Source organism: Oceanicola sp. S124 (assembly GCF_000220565.1).
In the GTDB taxonomy this organism is placed as follows: domain Bacteria; phylum Pseudomonadota; class Alphaproteobacteria; order Rhodobacterales; family Rhodobacteraceae; genus Pseudooceanicola.
In genome coordinates, this window is record NZ_AFPM01000001.1 from 1 (window position 1) to 14,964 (window position 14,964).

At 66.1% G+C, this 14,964-nt stretch carries 15 protein-coding genes and 1 pseudogene; 10 read left to right on the forward strand and 6 right to left on the reverse strand.

Going from position 1 to position 14,964, the window contains the following annotated elements; all coding sequences use genetic code 11:
- Positions 1-217 precede the first annotated feature (217 nt).
- Complete coding sequence (locus OS124_RS25805) at positions 218-1,090, forward strand: hypothetical protein (protein ID WP_138919374.1); 873 nt, start codon at positions 218-220, stop codon at positions 1,088-1,090.
- Between the two features lie 69 nt (positions 1,091-1,159).
- Entirely contained in the window at positions 1,160-1,669 is a 510-nt protein-coding gene (locus OS124_RS0100015; RefSeq protein WP_010137179.1) for an acyloxyacyl hydrolase, read from the forward strand.
- 16 nt (positions 1,670-1,685) lie between these two features.
- Here OS124_RS0100015 and OS124_RS0100020 read toward each other — a convergent pair whose 3' ends face one another.
- On the reverse strand, positions 1,686-2,165 hold the full coding sequence (locus OS124_RS0100020) for a MarR family winged helix-turn-helix transcriptional regulator (protein WP_010137180.1): 480 nt from the start codon (positions 2,163-2,165) through the stop codon (positions 1,686-1,688).
- A 248-nt stretch (positions 2,166-2,413) separates the two neighbouring features.
- Between OS124_RS0100020 and ectA the strand changes: the two genes are divergently transcribed.
- The 4 genes from ectA to OS124_RS0100040 all read left to right on the forward strand — a co-directional run bounded on the left by ectA (position 2,414) and on the right by OS124_RS0100040 (position 6,209).
- Positions 2,414-2,956 carry a diaminobutyrate acetyltransferase gene (ectA, locus tag OS124_RS23245; RefSeq protein WP_010137181.1) on the forward strand — a complete coding sequence of 181 codons (543 nt, stop codon included), beginning with the start codon at positions 2,414-2,416 and terminating at the stop codon, positions 2,954-2,956.
- 48 nt (positions 2,957-3,004) lie between these two features.
- Entirely contained in the window at positions 3,005-4,291 is a 1,287-nt protein-coding gene (gene ectB, locus OS124_RS0100030; RefSeq protein WP_010137182.1) for a diaminobutyrate--2-oxoglutarate transaminase, read from the forward strand.
- A 5-nt stretch (positions 4,292-4,296) separates the two neighbouring features.
- Positions 4,297-4,689, forward strand: a complete 393-nt coding sequence (locus OS124_RS0100035; RefSeq protein ID WP_010137183.1) for an ectoine synthase — start codon at positions 4,297-4,299, stop codon at positions 4,687-4,689.
- A gap of 83 nt (positions 4,690-4,772) precedes the next feature.
- Positions 4,773-6,209: an aspartate kinase gene (locus tag OS124_RS0100040; protein WP_010137184.1), complete on the forward strand. Its 1,437-nt coding sequence runs from the start codon at positions 4,773-4,775 to the stop codon at positions 6,207-6,209.
- 75 nt (positions 6,210-6,284) lie between these two features.
- Here the strand turns inward: OS124_RS0100040 and OS124_RS0100045 are convergent, their stop codons facing one another.
- Positions 6,285-8,900 carry a chemotaxis protein CheB gene (locus OS124_RS0100045; protein ID WP_010137185.1) on the reverse strand — a complete coding sequence of 872 codons (2,616 nt, stop codon included), beginning with the start codon at positions 8,898-8,900 and terminating at the stop codon, positions 6,285-6,287.
- Positions 8,901-9,132: 232 nt separating this feature from the next.
- Here OS124_RS0100045 and OS124_RS0100050 point away from each other — a divergent pair, with 232 nt between their 5' ends.
- Entirely contained in the window at positions 9,133-9,804 is a 672-nt protein-coding gene (locus OS124_RS0100050) for a hypothetical protein (protein ID WP_010137186.1), read from the forward strand.
- Here OS124_RS0100050 and OS124_RS0100055 read toward each other — a convergent pair.
- Complete coding sequence (locus tag OS124_RS0100055) at positions 9,801-10,754, reverse strand: zinc ABC transporter substrate-binding protein (RefSeq protein ID WP_010137187.1); 954 nt, start codon at positions 10,752-10,754, stop codon at positions 9,801-9,803. The genes OS124_RS0100050 and OS124_RS0100055 overlap by 4 nt on opposite strands.
- Positions 10,755-10,850: 96 nt before the next feature.
- Here OS124_RS0100055 and OS124_RS0100060 point away from each other — a divergent pair, with 96 nt between their 5' ends.
- The 3 genes from OS124_RS0100060 to OS124_RS0100070 are packed head-to-tail and all read left to right on the forward strand — an operon-like array spanning position 10,851 to position 12,911.
- Positions 10,851-11,330 (forward strand): Fur family transcriptional regulator, encoded by a 480-nt coding sequence (locus OS124_RS0100060; RefSeq protein WP_010137188.1) that lies wholly within the window; start codon positions 10,851-10,853, stop codon positions 11,328-11,330.
- The gene (locus OS124_RS0100065; protein WP_010137189.1) at positions 11,327-12,103 is read left to right on the forward strand and encodes an ATP-binding cassette domain-containing protein; all 777 of its coding nucleotides are present in this window, start codon (positions 11,327-11,329) and stop codon (positions 12,101-12,103) included. The genes OS124_RS0100060 and OS124_RS0100065 overlap by 4 nt, the downstream gene beginning before the upstream one ends.
- Positions 12,096-12,911 (forward strand): metal ABC transporter permease, encoded by an 816-nt coding sequence (locus OS124_RS0100070; RefSeq protein ID WP_010137190.1) that lies wholly within the window; start codon positions 12,096-12,098, stop codon positions 12,909-12,911. Before OS124_RS0100065 ends, OS124_RS0100070 begins: the two co-directional genes overlap by 8 nt.
- On the opposite strand, the gene OS124_RS0100075 is transcribed toward OS124_RS0100070, so the two are convergent.
- The 3 genes and pseudogenes from OS124_RS0100075 to OS124_RS27150 form a co-directional block, all read right to left on the reverse strand.
- Positions 12,899-13,423 (reverse strand): DinB family protein, encoded by a 525-nt coding sequence (locus OS124_RS0100075; protein WP_010137191.1) that lies wholly within the window; start codon positions 13,421-13,423, stop codon positions 12,899-12,901. The two genes, OS124_RS0100070 and OS124_RS0100075, sit on opposite strands and share 13 nt — an antisense overlap.
- 20 nt (positions 13,424-13,443) lie before the next feature.
- Positions 13,444-14,253, reverse strand: a complete 810-nt coding sequence (locus OS124_RS0100080; protein WP_010137192.1) for a division plane positioning ATPase MipZ — start codon at positions 14,251-14,253, stop codon at positions 13,444-13,446.
- A gap of 204 nt (positions 14,254-14,457) precedes the next feature.
- Positions 14,458-14,964 (reverse strand): annotated as a pseudogene (locus OS124_RS27150) (hypothetical protein); the annotation flags it as partial.

A 14,964-nucleotide genomic window follows, 5' to 3' on the forward strand; every position in this document is an offset into this window, starting at 1 on the left:
CAAGCACCACAAACCGCTCCAGAGCCAAGATAGCCCGAGAGCTGATCAGGCCTTCGTAATCCCGCTGAACTGCCGTCAACGTCAGACCCTTCGCTAACCGTCAAAGCTCGGCCAGCGGCCGGGGCACCGGCATCCGCGACGCGGTCTCCGGCGCTGCCTGTACTTGCCTGCGGCCTCCTGCGTGCCTAACACTCTGCAAGGGACGCAAGGGGGCGGGATGAGACTGGCATGTGTGACGATGGTCTGGCGCGACCATCACTTTCTCGACCTCTGGATCCGCTACTATGCCCCGCTGGTCGGGCGCGGATCGCTCTATGTCCTCTCCCATGGCGGAGAGCCGGAGGTGGCGCGGATTGCAGAGGGTTGCAATGTCATCACCATCCCCCGCGATGCCCCGGATGAGCATTTCGACGAAACCCGCTGGGAGATGCTGTCGGATATTGCTTCGGGGCTGACGCGCTACCATGACTGCGTGATCGTCGGCGATGTCGACGAGTTGATCATTTCCCTGACCCCGGGCGAGAGCCTCTTTGACCACCTGGCGAATGCCCGGCTTGGCCCCGTGACCGCGCCGGCGGGATATGAGCTGTTCCCGGAGGGCGTTCAGCTTCTGGACCTCTCGCGCCCCGTCCTGCAGCAGTGCTTCGCGGGCATTCTCAGCGCCAGCTATTCCAAGCCGGGCATCCTGACAGCGCCGGCGCGGCTGACCGCAGGTGGCCATGGGGCCCGTCAGCCCTTCGACCTGCGCCCCGAGCTGGCGCTGCTGCATCTGCGCTTCCTCAATACCCCCGAGCTGGCCGAGCGGCGCCGGCAGCGCAGGCAGATCGCGCAGGAGGCAAGCGCGGGCAGCGATCGGAACCAGGCCGCCTTTCTGCGCGGCTGGCGGCGCGCGGAAGAGGTGCGCGAAAAGATCGCCGCCCGCTTCCACGCCGGAGAGATCGTGCCGTCATCCGAGGCGCCGGACCGCGCGCGGCACGTGCTTGAGGGCGCGCGCAAGCGCAAGGGCGGGGGGTACCAGTTCTCGGTTCCAAAGGTGCGCGAGAACGATTTCCGTATCCTTCTGGACCCGGCGCTGCGGGATCTGTTCTGATCTGCGCCCGGATGGATGACAGCGCGGCCGGGTTGCGCTACCACCGTTAAGACTCATGGGAGATTTGACATGGATGGAACCCTCGCGGTCCTGTTTCTGCTGGCCGGTCTGAGCGACATGGGCCTGAACCACTGCGGCGCCGACGGCTGCCTTGCGCAGGCACCGGCCGAGCAACGGCTGGCGTTCAGTGCCGGTCAGGTGCTGTTCCAGGAAGACCACATCTCGAACGAGGTCTTCGTGAAATACGATCTCGGCACCAGCTACGGCCCCTTCCAGCCCGGCTTCGGCCTTTCGGTGACCGACGAGGGCGATGCCTGGATCGGCATGGGCGCCTCCTGGACCGCCGAGCTGGATCAGCTCTACGTGCAGCTTTCGCTCATGCCTGGCCTCTACGCGCAGGGCAGCGGGCCCGACCTGGGCAATGTCATCGAATTCCGCTCGGGCATCGAGGTGGGCTTCGAGGGGCGCAACGGCTGGCGTTATGGCCTGCTCTACGATCACCGCTCCAACGCTGAGCTGTCCAGCGTGAACCCGGGCCTCGAGACGCTGCAATTCCGCGTCTCCGTGCCGCTGAACTGAGACGATGGCGCGGCCCCTAGGAGGGCCGCCCCTTCAGTTCGCCCACGTCGAGGACGGGCGAGGCATCCAGGTCCTCTGCATCCAGCATCGACGCGACGCGTTCCAGCGAAGCGATCAGCTGGGCCTGTTCCCAGTCGCTGAGCGCCTCGAACTTGCGGACGTAGCGCTGCTGCAGCGGGTCCGGGGCGTCGGCGAGGGTCTGGCGCCCCTTGTCGGTCACGGCGATGTTCATCTGCCGGCGATCCACGTCACTGCGTTCACGGCTGACCATCTCTTGCCGCTGCAGCCTGTCCAGCAGCGCCGTGACGGTGCCCTGGGTCACGCCCATCTGGACGGACAGCGCCTTCGGCGTGGTCAGCCCCTTCTCGGCCACCAGTTGCAGCACGCGAAACTGCACGGGCGACAGCCCTGCCGCCTGCGCCAGCTCTTTGCCAAAAAGCTCTGTCGCGCGCAGGATCCGCCTGAGCGCGATCAGGCTGTCATCCGTGCGATCCATGCCGGTTAGCCCCATCTTCAAAGGTATGCCATGGTCGCACCCTGAGCGGGGGAAGGCAATTCTTTGCCGATTCCTATCAATATACTTCTGCATGAGAAAGAAGTGAGGCTCGCGCGGGTGGAAAATCAAGTGTCGATATGAATATTTCCCTATAGAATAAGGCTTCGGGGAAGAAAATTACTTTGAGTGGTTGAAATATATCCCGGCGTGTCTATTTTGATTGGCGAAGCAACAAGAGTGTGAGACACATGCTTGACGGAAGTGGAACACTTCGACCGACCAATCTGACGCTGCGGAAGCCGACCTCCGAGGACGGTTCCGCCATCTGGGATCTCGTTCGCGCCTGCAAGCCGCTGGACGAGAACTCGATGTACTGCAACCTGGTGCAATGCGATCATTTCGCCGACACCTGCGTCCTGGCTGAAGAGGCCGACAAGGGCGTGATCGGCTGGATCTCGGGGCACGAGTTGCCGTCCGAGGAAGGCACGCTCTTCGTCTGGCAGGTGGCTGTTTCGGCCGAGGCACGCGGCATGGGGCTGGGGGGCAAGATGCTGTCCCACCTCGTGAACCGTGACGGGCTGGACGTGCAGCGCATCAAGACCACCATCACGGCGGACAACGAGGCCTCTTGGGCGCTCTTCCGTCGCTTCGCAGACCGCATGGGCGGCGACCTGAGCCACGCGCCCCACTACACGCGGTCCGACCACTTTGATGGCGCCCACGCCACCGAGCATATGGTCACGATCGAGCTCGGCTCGGAAGCAGGCTCGGCGGCGAAGAAAGCCGCCTGAGCCCGCGCGCTCTCCCCCAACTCCCCCAAACCCCCCGAGGTATCCACCATGACGACTGTTGCGACAGGCGATAAATCCATCTTTACCCGACGCGAGTCCGAGGCGCGCAGCTACTGCCGCAGCTTCGACACCATCTTCACCAAGGCCAGCGGATCGATCATGACCGACGCCGAAGGGCGCGAGTACATCGACTTCCTGGCCGGCTGTTCCTCGCTGAACTACGGGCACAATGACCCGGACATGAAGAAGGCGCTGATCGAACATATCTCGGCCGATGGCATCACCCATGGCCTGGACATGTACACCCAGACCAAGGCCGACTTCCTGCAGAGTTTCGAGGACAACATCCTCAAGCCGCGCGGCATGGACCACAAGGTGATGATGGTCGGCCCGACCGGCACCAACGCCGTCGAGGCCGCCATGAAGCTGGCCCGCAAGGTCACCGGCCGCAGCAACATCGTGGCCTTCACCAACGGTTTCCACGGCATGACCCTGGGCGCCCTGGCCGCGACCGGCAACGAAGGCAAGCGCGGCGGTGCGGGCATGGACCTGCACGGCGTGACCCGCATGCCCTACGAGGGCGCCTTCGGCGATGATGTCGACACCCTGTCGATCATCGAGCAGATGCTGGACAACCCGAGCTCGGGCATCGACGCCCCGGCGGCCTTCCTGCTGGAGCCCGTGCAGGGCGAAGGCGGTCTGAACGCCGCGTCCAAGGAGTGGATCGAAGGCATCGCCAAGCTGGCCAAGAAGCACGGCTCGCTGCTGATCCTGGATGACATCCAGGCCGGCATCGGCCGCACCGGCACCTTCTTCTCGTTCGAGGAGATGGACGTGCAGCCCGACCTGATCCCGATGGCCAAGTCGCTTTCGGGCATGGGCCTGCCCTTCGCCGCGCTGCTGGTGCGCCCGCAGCACGACGTCTGGAAGCCCGCCGAGCACAACGGCACCTTCCGTGGCAACACCCATGCCTTCGTCACCGCCCGCGTGGCAATCGAGAAGTTCTGGGCCGACGATGCCTTCCAGAAGGAGATCCAGACCAAGTCCGCGATCCTCTCGGAAGCCATGCATGAGCTGGCCAAGGAAATTCCGGGTGCGCGGATCAAGGGCCGTGGCATGATGATGGGTGTCGACGTGGGCTCGGGCGAACTTGCTGCCGAGATCTGCGCCGAAGCCTTCCGCCAGGGCCTGATCATCGAAACCTCGGGTGCCGAGGACGAGGTGGTCAAGGTGCTGGCCCCCCTCACCACGCCGGTGGAAACCTTCCGCAAGGGTCTGAAGATCCTGCTGGAAGCCGCCGCAAAACAGAACCAGATGCAAATCGCTGCGGAGTAACCCCCATGATCGTTCGCGACTTCAACAAGATCACCACCGAAGAAAAAGACCGCGTCGTTTCCGATGCCAACTGGACGTCCGTCCGGATGCTGCTGGCTGATGACGGCATGGGCTTTTCCTTCCACATCACCTTCCTGGAAGCCGGTTCGGAGCACACGTTCCACTACAAGAACCACTTCGAGAGCGTCTACTGCATGAAGGGCAAGGGCCGGATCACCGACCTTGCCACCGGCGAGACGCACGAGATCAAGCCGGGTGTCATGTACGCGCTCAATGAGCACGACAAGCACACCCTGGTTGCCGATGAAGAGCTGGTCATGGCCTGCTGCTTCAACCCGCCGGTGACCGGCAACGAAGTGCACCGCGAAGACGGCTCCTACGCGCTGGAAGACGCCTGAGGCGCGGGCCGGGCATTCCGCCCGGCCCCCTCTCTTCCCCCCTCAACAAGGAGCCCGGCTTGATAGGGCCGGGAGACCCGAACGTGACTTTTGCAAACCATACCGTTGAAAAGATCGGCGGCACCTCGATGTCGAAGGTGCACGAGCTGCGTGACAGCCTGCTGATCGGCGATTCCGAGAACCCCTATGGCCGGGTCTTTGTCGTCTCGGCCTTCGGCGGCATTACCAACCTGCTGCTCGAGCACAAGAAATCCGGCCAGCCCGGTGTCTATGCGCTGTTTTCCAACGACGACAATGCGCACGGCTGGCTCGACGCGCTGTCGGATGTCGCGCAGGCGATGCGCGAGGCGCACAATGTCGTGCTGGACCATCCCGCCGATGTCCACGCCGCCGACGAGTTTGTCCGCGAGCGGATCGAGGGCGCACGCTCGTGCCTGTTCGACCTGCAGCGCCTGTGCTCCTACGGGCACTTCCGTCTCAGCGATCACATGATGGATATCCGCGAGCTGCTCTCGGGTCTCGGTGAAAGCCACTCGGCCTATGTCACCACCCTGATGCTGCAACGTGCCGGCGTGAACGCCCGCTGCGTCGACCTGTCGGGCTGGCGCGATGAAAGTGAGCTGACCCTGGAAGAGCGCATCAAGGCGGGCTTCGATCAGGTCGACTTCGCCACCGAGCTGCCCATCGTCACCGGCTATGCCCAGTGCACCGAAGGCCTGATGCGCGAGTTCGACCGTGGCTACTCCGAGGTGACCTTCGCCAATATCGCCGCGCTGACCCGCGCGCATGAGGCAATCATCCACAAGGAATTCCACCTGTCCTCTGCCGATCCGAAGCTGGTCGGCGAAGACGCGGTGCGCAAGCTGGGTCATACGAATTACGACGTGGCGGACCAGCTGTCGAACCTCGGGATGGAGGCGATCCACCCCAAGGCCGCCAAGATCCTGCGCAAGGCGGGCATCTCGCTGCGCGTCGCCAACGCCTTCGAGCCGAAGGACCCCGGCACGCTGATCGACGAGGAGGCTGCCGAGACGGCTTCGGTCGATATCGTCACCGGCCTGGGGGTCGTGGCGCTGGAGGTCTTCGAGCAGGACATGGTGGGCGTGAAGGGCTACGACCAGCAGATCCTGGAAGTGCTGGCCCGCCACAAGGTGCGCATCGTCTCCAAGGGCTCGAATGCCAACACCATCACCCACTACCTGGACGCGCCGCTGAAGGCGATCCGCCGGGTCGAGCGCGATCTGGTGAAGGCCTTCCCGAACGCCCAGATCCGCATCAACCGGCTGGCGCTGGTCTCGGTCATCGGTCGTTCGCTGGACGGGCTTGAGGTCACCGAGCGTGGTCTGGTCGCGCTGCGCGAAGGTGGGGTGAAATGCCTTGCCGTGCAGCATGTGCCGGGCTCGGTCGACGTGCAGTTCCTGATGGCAGCCGAGTCCGAGGACACGGCGACCACCCTGCTGCACCGCGCCCTGGTCGAAGATCAGTCCGAGGCCGCCGGCAAGCAACTTCAGGCCGCCTGACCCATTCCGGTCAACAGGCCGGTTCCCGTTGGGGGAGAAGCCGCCCGCTGTGCCGCAAGGCCGCGGGCGGCTTCATTATTTCTCGTCCTCGCGCACGCTCCGCCCCTCGGCGGCAGTCATCGAGGTCGTTGACCTCTGGTCGATCAGCGAGATCGTCAGCCCGGTCAGATCCGACTTGCTGTCGGCATAGGGCGAGAAGGCCAGTCGGTAGTTTGAGTCATCCGTGTCGATGGTGAACTCCTTCGGCTGGCGCAGGTTGAAGACCTCTGCCGCCGGGCTGGACAGAGATGGGAAGCCCTGGGGAATGGTCAGCTGGGACAGGTGCAGCCCGATGGTCGGGATCTCTCCGATCTTGAAGAACTGGCGTGCCAGGGCCGAGGCGCGGCGCACCATCAGCGCCGGATCCACCGCCAGCACCACGAAGGGCACATCGGTCAGGATCGCATCCAGGTCCGCCAGCACCGCCTGCAACTCGGCCGAGTTGATCTGAAGTTCCTCGTTCACCGTGATCAGCTCTTCGTTGGCCGATTGCAGCTCTTCGTTCGAGGTCTCGAGCTCCTCGTTGGTGGCCTGCAGCTCTTCGTTGGTCGACTGCATCTCCTCGTTGACCGATTGCAGCTCCTCGTTGGTGGTCTGCAACTCCTCGACGGTCTGCTGCAATGCCTCCTGGGTCGAGCGCATGTCAGCTTCCATCCGTTCGACATAGGCGCGGTCGTCGCTGTCCAACCCCTGCCGTTCCAATAGTTGCACGTCGACATGGCGGGTCTCGATGGCGATCAGGCAATTGTCGGCCTTGGCGGACGAGGACATGGGGAAGCAGCGGAAGCGCACCCGGTTGGTGGCGCCCAGGTCGAATTCATGCCATCGCGAGCTGCGCTGGCAGCGCCCCTTGAGGGAGATGGCGATCAGGCTCATCACCTCGTCGCGCAGAGGGCGGCGCAACAGGCGGGTGTTCATCGCCAGCGGCCCGTTCTCGTTCAGCTCGATGAAGGGAGAGATATCGCCGAGGATCCGCAGGATGTCGCCGCCCCGCGTGGCGATGAAGCCGGTCGGGGCGACCGATTTTACCAGCGATTCGAACATGCCGTCCTCGGGGTCCGAGGTGTTCTTCACCGGCGCCCGGTCCCCGGCCTCGGCCACGCCCTGTCGGTAGCCGCTCGAGGACATCTCGGGGAAGCGGTAGTTCGTCACTCGGCTGGTGCGGCGCTTGGCGTAGATCTTCTCGCTGCCGTGGAAGGGTTCGAAATGCGCCTCCAGCACGCCGACGGTTTCCGAGGTGCCGAGGAACAGCATTCCCTGCGGCGCCAGCGCATAATGGATGCGGTAGAGCACGCGTTCCTGCAGCGGGGCCTCGAAGTAGATCAGCAGGTTGCGGATCGACACCAGGTCGAGGTTGATGAAGGGCGGATCCTGGAAGATGTTGTGGCGCGAGAACAGCGTCACGTCGCGCAGCTCTCTCAGGACGTGCAGCTCGTTGCCCGAGATCTCGAAGTAGCGGGCCAGCAGATGGCTGGGAATGTCCTGCGCCGCCGAGATCGGGTAGACCCCGCGCCGCGCCACGTCCAGGGCGCGGTCGTCGATGTCGGTGGCGAAGATCTGCACCTGCCGCTTCTTCAGCGCCTTGGGCCCGCCAAGCGCTTCGGCAAAGAGGATGGCGATCGAATAGGCCTCTTCGCCGGTGGCGCAGCCGGTCACCCAGACGCGCAGCTGCCGCCCGCCGTCGCGCGCGACAAGCTCGTCGATCTGGGTCTTCAGCTGGTCGAATTGCAGCGGGTCGCGGAAGAACCGGGTGACCGAGATCAGCAGGTCCTTGTAGAGCGCGTCGACCTCTTCCTGCGCGGTGCGACAGTGGTCGACGTAGTCGGCGTAGCTTTCCAGTTGCAGCGCGGCCATGCGGCGGGCGATGCGGCGGTTGATGGTGGTTTCCTTGTAGCCGCGGAAGTCGACTCCGGTGCGTGCGAGCAGGATCTGCAACAGGTCCGACAGCCGGGTCGGATGCTGGGCGATGACCTTCAGGTCGTCGAAGTTGCGCGGATGCATCAGGATGCGTTCGAACTGCTGGCCGATCCGCTCGGGCGACAGCGTCAGGTCGATGCAGCCCGTGGCGATGGCCGAAGCGGGCATGCCGTCGTATTTCGCCGTGTCGACTTCCTGCGCGATGGTGATGCCGCCGGCCTCGCGGATCGCCTGCACGCCGTAGCTGCCGTCTGACCCGGTGCCCGACAACACGATGCCGACGGAGCGTTCGCCGAACTGGTCCGCAAGGCTCTGGAACAGCCGGTCGGCCGAGGGCTTGGGCGTGGCCGGGTGGCCGAAGGGTTCGGCCAGGCAAAGCTGGCCATCGCGGGCGATGACATCGGAGTTGGGCGGGGTGACGTAGATGGTGCCCGGCTCAGGCGTGACGGTGCCACGCAGTTCGACCACCGGCAGCTTGGTCTCGCGCGAGATCAGCGAGGTCAGCAGGCTCTTGTGGGTCGGCGACATGTGCTGCGCGATGACATAGGTCGCCGGCACCTTGCCCTCGAGGTTCTGCACCAGCAGCGAGGTCGCCTCGAGCCCGCCGGCCGAGGCCGCGATGCCCACGACAGTCAGCGCCGGCGGGCTGACCTCTGCGTCAGCCGTGGCCTCGGATGTGCCCTCTGCCTCGGTCGTTCCGGCGTCAACTTCCCTGTTTTCCGCGTCATCCGTCATGGCTGTCCCCTACCGCACTGCAAGTATCAGACACCCGGTTCGGGGGCGAATTCAACTGAAAATCAGCTATTTAGCACGCACCCGTATGAAGTGAGCTGCCACCGGATACCATCTCGTGTCGGAAGCGTTGAAAATCCGTTGCCAAGCCCTCCTTCCTTAATCTTGTCTTAAGGCTTCGGCCCAATCCTGCGGGAACGGCACGGCCGGACGGTAAGCAAAGCAGGAGAGGCAGGTGTCCACACGGGCGGAACAGACGAAATTCGCGGGCTACCTGTCCTGCGACGAAGAGACGGGGCGCTACCGGGTCCGCTCGATCGACATTTCCCATACGGGGGTGCTGCACAAGCTGACCTTCCCCGACCAGCCGGATCTCTGCGAGGTCTTCGTGGATCCGCTGGCCGAAGAGATCGCCGAGAGCCTGGACAGCATGGACAGCCAGGGCGAGATGCTGTCGCGCTCGGACTACGAGCTGATGCTGCCCGGCGCGACCTTCCGCAAGCTGCGGCTGCACAGCAGCTTCCACCCGACGCGCGGCTGCGAGGCCAGCTTCTGGTTCAGCTCGTTCGAGGGGCAGCCCCTGGTCGCCCTGCGGCACTACTCCGAAGCCCTGTCAGGTCTGCCCGAGATGGTGCAGGTTGGCAGGCTGGCCATCGAGACCATCGACCGGGTGCTGATCCCGGCGCTGAACGTGATCTCCTCGATCCGCGCCTCGGGGCCACAGCAGAACCTGCAGATCTACGCCGACTACACCAGCCGGCTGGTGCAGGAAGCCGATGACCTGATCCTCTACGCCGAGCTGGTGAAGCGGCTGGTGCAGGCCCAGGATCCCGGCGGCGACAGCACCATGGAGGGGCCCGAAAGCTGCCTTGTGGACCGGATGCAGCGCATCGGAAACGCCGGCTAGGCCGGGGCGCGGCAGGTGCTGAAGCTGCGCGCCATGTCGTCCAGAAGCTGTCCATAGAGCTTCGGGCCGGCGCTGAGGCCGCTGCCGAGAGGGTCAATGACCTCGATCCGCAGCGCGGCATCCTCGGACAGGCTGCGGGCCAGGCCGCTGTTGAACTGGGGTTCGGCGAAGATGCAGTCGATGCCCTGATCAAGCAGCGCGTCGCGCAGCTCGGCGATGCGGGCGGCCCCGGGGGAGGCGGCGGCACTGTCCGAAATCGCGCCGAGGCTCTTCAGGCCGAAACGATGCTCGAAGTACTGATAGCCGTCGTGGAACACCACGAAACGCAGCGGGTCCGGGAACTGGACGGCCGCGGCCAGGGCCTGTTGCTGATCGGCAAGCGCCTCACGCGCGGCGTCGGCGTTGCTGCGGTAGAGGGTGGCGTGCTCGGGATCGGCCTCGGCCAGGGTCTTTGCGATCACCGACAGCCAGGCGCGGGCGTTCTCGGGATCAAGCCAGGCGTGCGGGTCCAGCTCGTCGTGGAAATGCCCCTCGTGCCCCGCCTCGTGACCGGTTTCGCTTTCGGCGTGCCCTGCGTGAGGCTCTTGCAGCGTCGCGCCTTCCCGATAGGGCAGTTGCGTGGTGCCGGGGGCCTCGATCAGCTCGACCTGCAGAGCCCCGCCGGCAAGGCGCTCCAGCGGGCCTTCCAGCCAGGGGGTCAGGGCCTCGCCGATCCAGAAGACCACGTCGGCCTCTTGCAGGTCGCCCGCCAGCGAGGGGCGCAGCGCATAGCCGTGCGGCGAGGCGCCGGGGGGCAGGATCAGCCCCGGATCAGCCAGGTCGCCCATGACCTGGGCCACCAGCGAATGCACCGGAGCGATATCGGTGACGACCTGTGGCACCTCGGCCCGCAGGGGCGCGACGCTCAGCGCCAGCGCTGCAAGCGCGGCACCCGTGGGTTTCAGGGTCATGGCGGCCTCGTGAATTGTGATAATATAACAGAGGGCGGCTTGATAGCGGAGATGCGATAACATATCAATAGGGCAAGTTACGGACAGGAGCATGCCATGGAGACGACGGGATTCGAGCGGCACGATCACGGGGCCTGCATCCGGGACGGTGTCTCGGCGGTGGATGCCCGGTGCCGCGAGCTGGGGCTGCAGTTCACTCCGGTGCGCCGCCGTGTGCTCGAGCTGCTGCTGGAAGGGCACCGGGCCCTCGGGGCCTACGACATTCTCGACAGGCTGCGCGAAGAGGGGCTGGGCAGCCAGCCTCCGGTCGCCTACAGGGCGCTGGATTTCCTGGTGAAACACGGCTTCGCCCACAAGATCGAGCGGCTGAATGCCTTCGTCGCCTGCGCCTGTCCCGGCGAAAGCCACATGCCCGCCTTCCTGATCTGTCGCCAGTGCGACAAGGTCGCCGAGGCCGAGGCTGACATGCGCGACGGCCGCCTGGGTGAAAGCGCCGCAGCGGTCGGCTTCCGCATCGAGCGCGCCGTGGTCGAGGCCGAGGGCCTCTGCCCGAGTTGCCAGGGGGCTGCTGCGTGACAGCCCTGATCGAGCTCAGCGGCGCCCGGGCGAAACTGGGCGGACGCGAGGTGCTGAGCGGGGTCGACATGCGCCTGGAGCGCGGCGAGATCGTCACCATCGTCGGCCCGAACGGCGCGGGCAAGTCGACCCTGATGCGGGTGATCATCGGTGCCGTGCCGCTGCAGGGCGGCCGCCTGACCCGCGCACCTGGGCTGCGCATCGGCTATGTGCCACAGAAATTGCAGATCGACCCGACCTTGCCGCTGTCGGTGCGCCGCTTCCTGTCCCTGCCGGTGCGGGTCAGCGATGCCGCCGCCGCCGAGGCGCTTGACCATGCCGGCGGCGCGGGGCTGGAGGATCGACAGATGGCCGACCTCTCGGGCGGGCAGTTCCAGCGCGTGCTGCTGGCACGCGCCTTGCTGAACCGGCCCGACCTGCTGATCCTCGACGAGGCGACGCAGGGCCTGGACCAGCCCGGGTCGGCGCGCTTCTACCGGCTGATCGAGAACCTGCGCCAGGAGCTCGGCTGCGCCGTGCTGATGGTCAGCCACGAGTTGCACGTGGTCATGGCGGCCTCGGACCGGGTGCTTTGCCTCAACGGCCATGTCTGTTGCGAGGGCACCCCCGAGCACGTGGCCAGCGCGCCCGAATACCGGGCCCTGTTCGGCTCGGGTACCCAGGGGGCGCTGGCGCTCTACCGTCACCAGCATGATCACGAGCATGGCGCGGGCTGCGATCACGACCACGACCATGCGCATCACCACCACCACGAAGGCGAGACCAATGCTTGACGACTTCCTTGTCCGTGCTGCCCTTGCCGGGCTCGGCGTGGGGCTGGCAGCGGCGCCGCTCGGCTGCCTGGTGGTCTGGCGGCGCATGGCCTATTTCGGCGATGCCACGGCCCATGCGGCGATCCTCGGCGTGGCGCTGTCGCTGGCCTTCGACATGTCGATCTTCACCGGCGTTCTGGTCGTGGCCCTGTCCATGGCGCTGCTGGTCTCGACCCTGTCGGGGCGGGGCTATGCCATGGACACCCTGCTGGGCGTCATGGCCCATTCCGCCATTGCCTTCGGGCTGGTCGCCGTGTCCTTCGTCTCGGGCGTCAGGATCGACCTGATGGCCTACCTGTTCGGAGACATCCTGGCCGTCGGCAAGTCCGACCTGGTGGTGATATGGGGCGGCGCTGCGCTGGTGCTGGGACTGCTCTGCTGGCGCTGGCAGGCGCTGCTGACCGCGACGCTGAACCCCGACCTGGCCCGCGCCTCAGGCATCGACCCCGAGCGCGAGCGGCTGGTGCTGACCCTGGCCCTGGCGCTGGTGGTGGCGGTGGCGATCAAGGTGGTCGGCACCCTGCTGATCGCCGCGATGCTGCTGATCCCCGCCGCCGCCGCACGCCCCTTCGCCCGCACGCCCGAGGCCATGGCGCTGATCGCCGCCGTCTTCGGCGCGGTCTCGGCACTGGGCGGCCTTCAGGCCTCGCTGTGGTTCGACACGCCGACCGGGCCCTCGGTGGTCTGCCTGGCGGCTCTGATCTTCCTCGCCGCCTCGCTGGTCGACGTGTTGCGCCGCGCGGCGCAGGGCGGTCGTCAGGCGAAGTAGTCGCGGGCCGAGGCGGCGCGGTCGTACTCCAGGTAGAACTCGTCCAGCTGCGGCGGCAGGATGCCGGTGGTCTGCAACTGCACATGGGCCTGGCCGCGGTGGTGGATCTGGTGCTGGAAGAGATGCAACAGCAGCGCCTCCACGGTCTCTTCGATCGGGCCGCTGTCGCGCTGCGTGACGCGGGTCTGGCCAAGCGTCTCGGGCGCGATCTGGTGGCAGAAGGTGGTCAGCGCCTCGTCGGCCTTCGCCTGGGCCCTTGCCAGCGCGGGCACGTCGCGCAGGGGTGCCATGTCGCGCAGGGCCAGGCCCTGGCCGCCCTCGGTCAGGGCGTCGATGTAGTAGAGGTCGACCAGCAGGATATGGTTCAGCGTCTTCTTCAGCGAGGGAAAGAAGCCGGGGCGCTTCAGGCCAAGTTCTACCGGGCCGACGCCGTCGAGGCGCCGGTAGAAGGTGGCATTGGCCCAGGCATTGTTGAGGGCCATCAGGCGATAGGGACGGGTTGCGTCGGACATGTCGCTCTCCTGGCGTCGGTCTAGAAATCCACCTTCACGCCGGGCAGATCCAGCGCCTTGATCAGGTCGCGCATCTCTTGCCGGGCGGCGATGTTCGAGATGTTGAGGCTGGAAACGCCCATATCCTTCAGGTCCAGCAGGGTCAGCCCCTTCGGGAACAGCTCGCGGAAGATCACCCGCTCAGAGAAGCCGGGCGCGACGCGGAAGCCGATGCGCTTGGCCAGCCGCTCGATGGCGTTTTCCATCTTCTTCTTGTTGGTCATGTTCTGGGCGCCCACGCGGTTGCGCAGCACCACCCAGTCGATGGGCTTTAGCCCCGCCTTGGCGCGCAGCTGGCGCGCCGCCCAGACCATCTCGGAATAGACCGAGGGGCCGAGGATCTTTTCGCCCTCGTTGTCGATCCGCGCCAGCAGGTCGAAGTCGACGAAGCTGTCGTTCAGCGGGGTGACCAGCGTGTCGGCCAGCGCATGCGCATCCTGGCTGAGGCGGGTGTGAGAGCCGGGGCAGTCGATCAGGATGAAGTCGGAAATCGGATCCAGCATGTCCATGGCGCGGGCCATGCGGGCGTCGTTGATGTTCTCGCCCGGCTTCAGCTCGGAGGGGTCGACCTCGGGCAGGTCGTGAAAGCGCGGGCTGGGCAGGTCGACGCCGGCCTTCATCAGGGTCTCCTGCCGGTTGGCGGCATAGCGCGCGAAGCTGCGCTGGCGCAGGTCGAGATCCAGCGCGTTGACCCGGTGGCCCATGCGCGCCAGCGCCGTGGCGATATGCATGGAGACGGTGGACTTGCCCGCCCCGCCCTTTTCGTTTCCGACGACGATGATATGTGGCACGTTTCGTTCCCGAGCGAGAGGAGCCCCTTGGCCGGGGCCTCGGGTGTCCCGGCAGGTCTACGGGAAAGCGGGGCCGGGCGGCAAGATCCCGCCGTACCGCGGGGCGGCGAATGCGCCGGTTCTGCAACGGCACGGCCGGATTTCCGAGCTGCGGGGAGGGGCGGTGCCGTGTGGCCAGGCAGGCAGCGTGACGGGGGCGGGTGCCTAGCCCTCGACCGACTGTCCGGTGAGGGCGATGGCCAGGGCCAGCAGCGCCAGCGCGGCCCAGAGCAGGCGGCGCGCCCCCTGTCCGTGGCGCGCGGCGATGGCGCATTGCGCGGCGTAGTAGAGGGCGAAGGCCCGCGAGGCGAGAGAGATGATCTGGAAGACATCGGCCGCCCAGGTCAGGGCAATTCCGGCGAGGGACAGCACCAGGTAGCCCTGGCGCGGCGTGATGCGATGGCGGGACAGCTCGGCCACCAGCCCGCCGGCGCCGCCGGTGTCGGCGACGGCGGCACTGAACTGCGCCGCAAGGGCGGCGGCGATCAGCATCAGCGGCAGCAGGGGCGAGACGCTCTGCATCATGGCGATCACGGCGGTCTCGCTCAGGTCGCCGGCGGGGACGGGCAGGGCGTAGACCAGCAGCGCGACATAGACCATGTAGATCGCCGTCGACAGCAGCTGGGCCTGACGCATCGCGGCGATCCGGGTGCGGGCGCGGTAGCTCTGGCC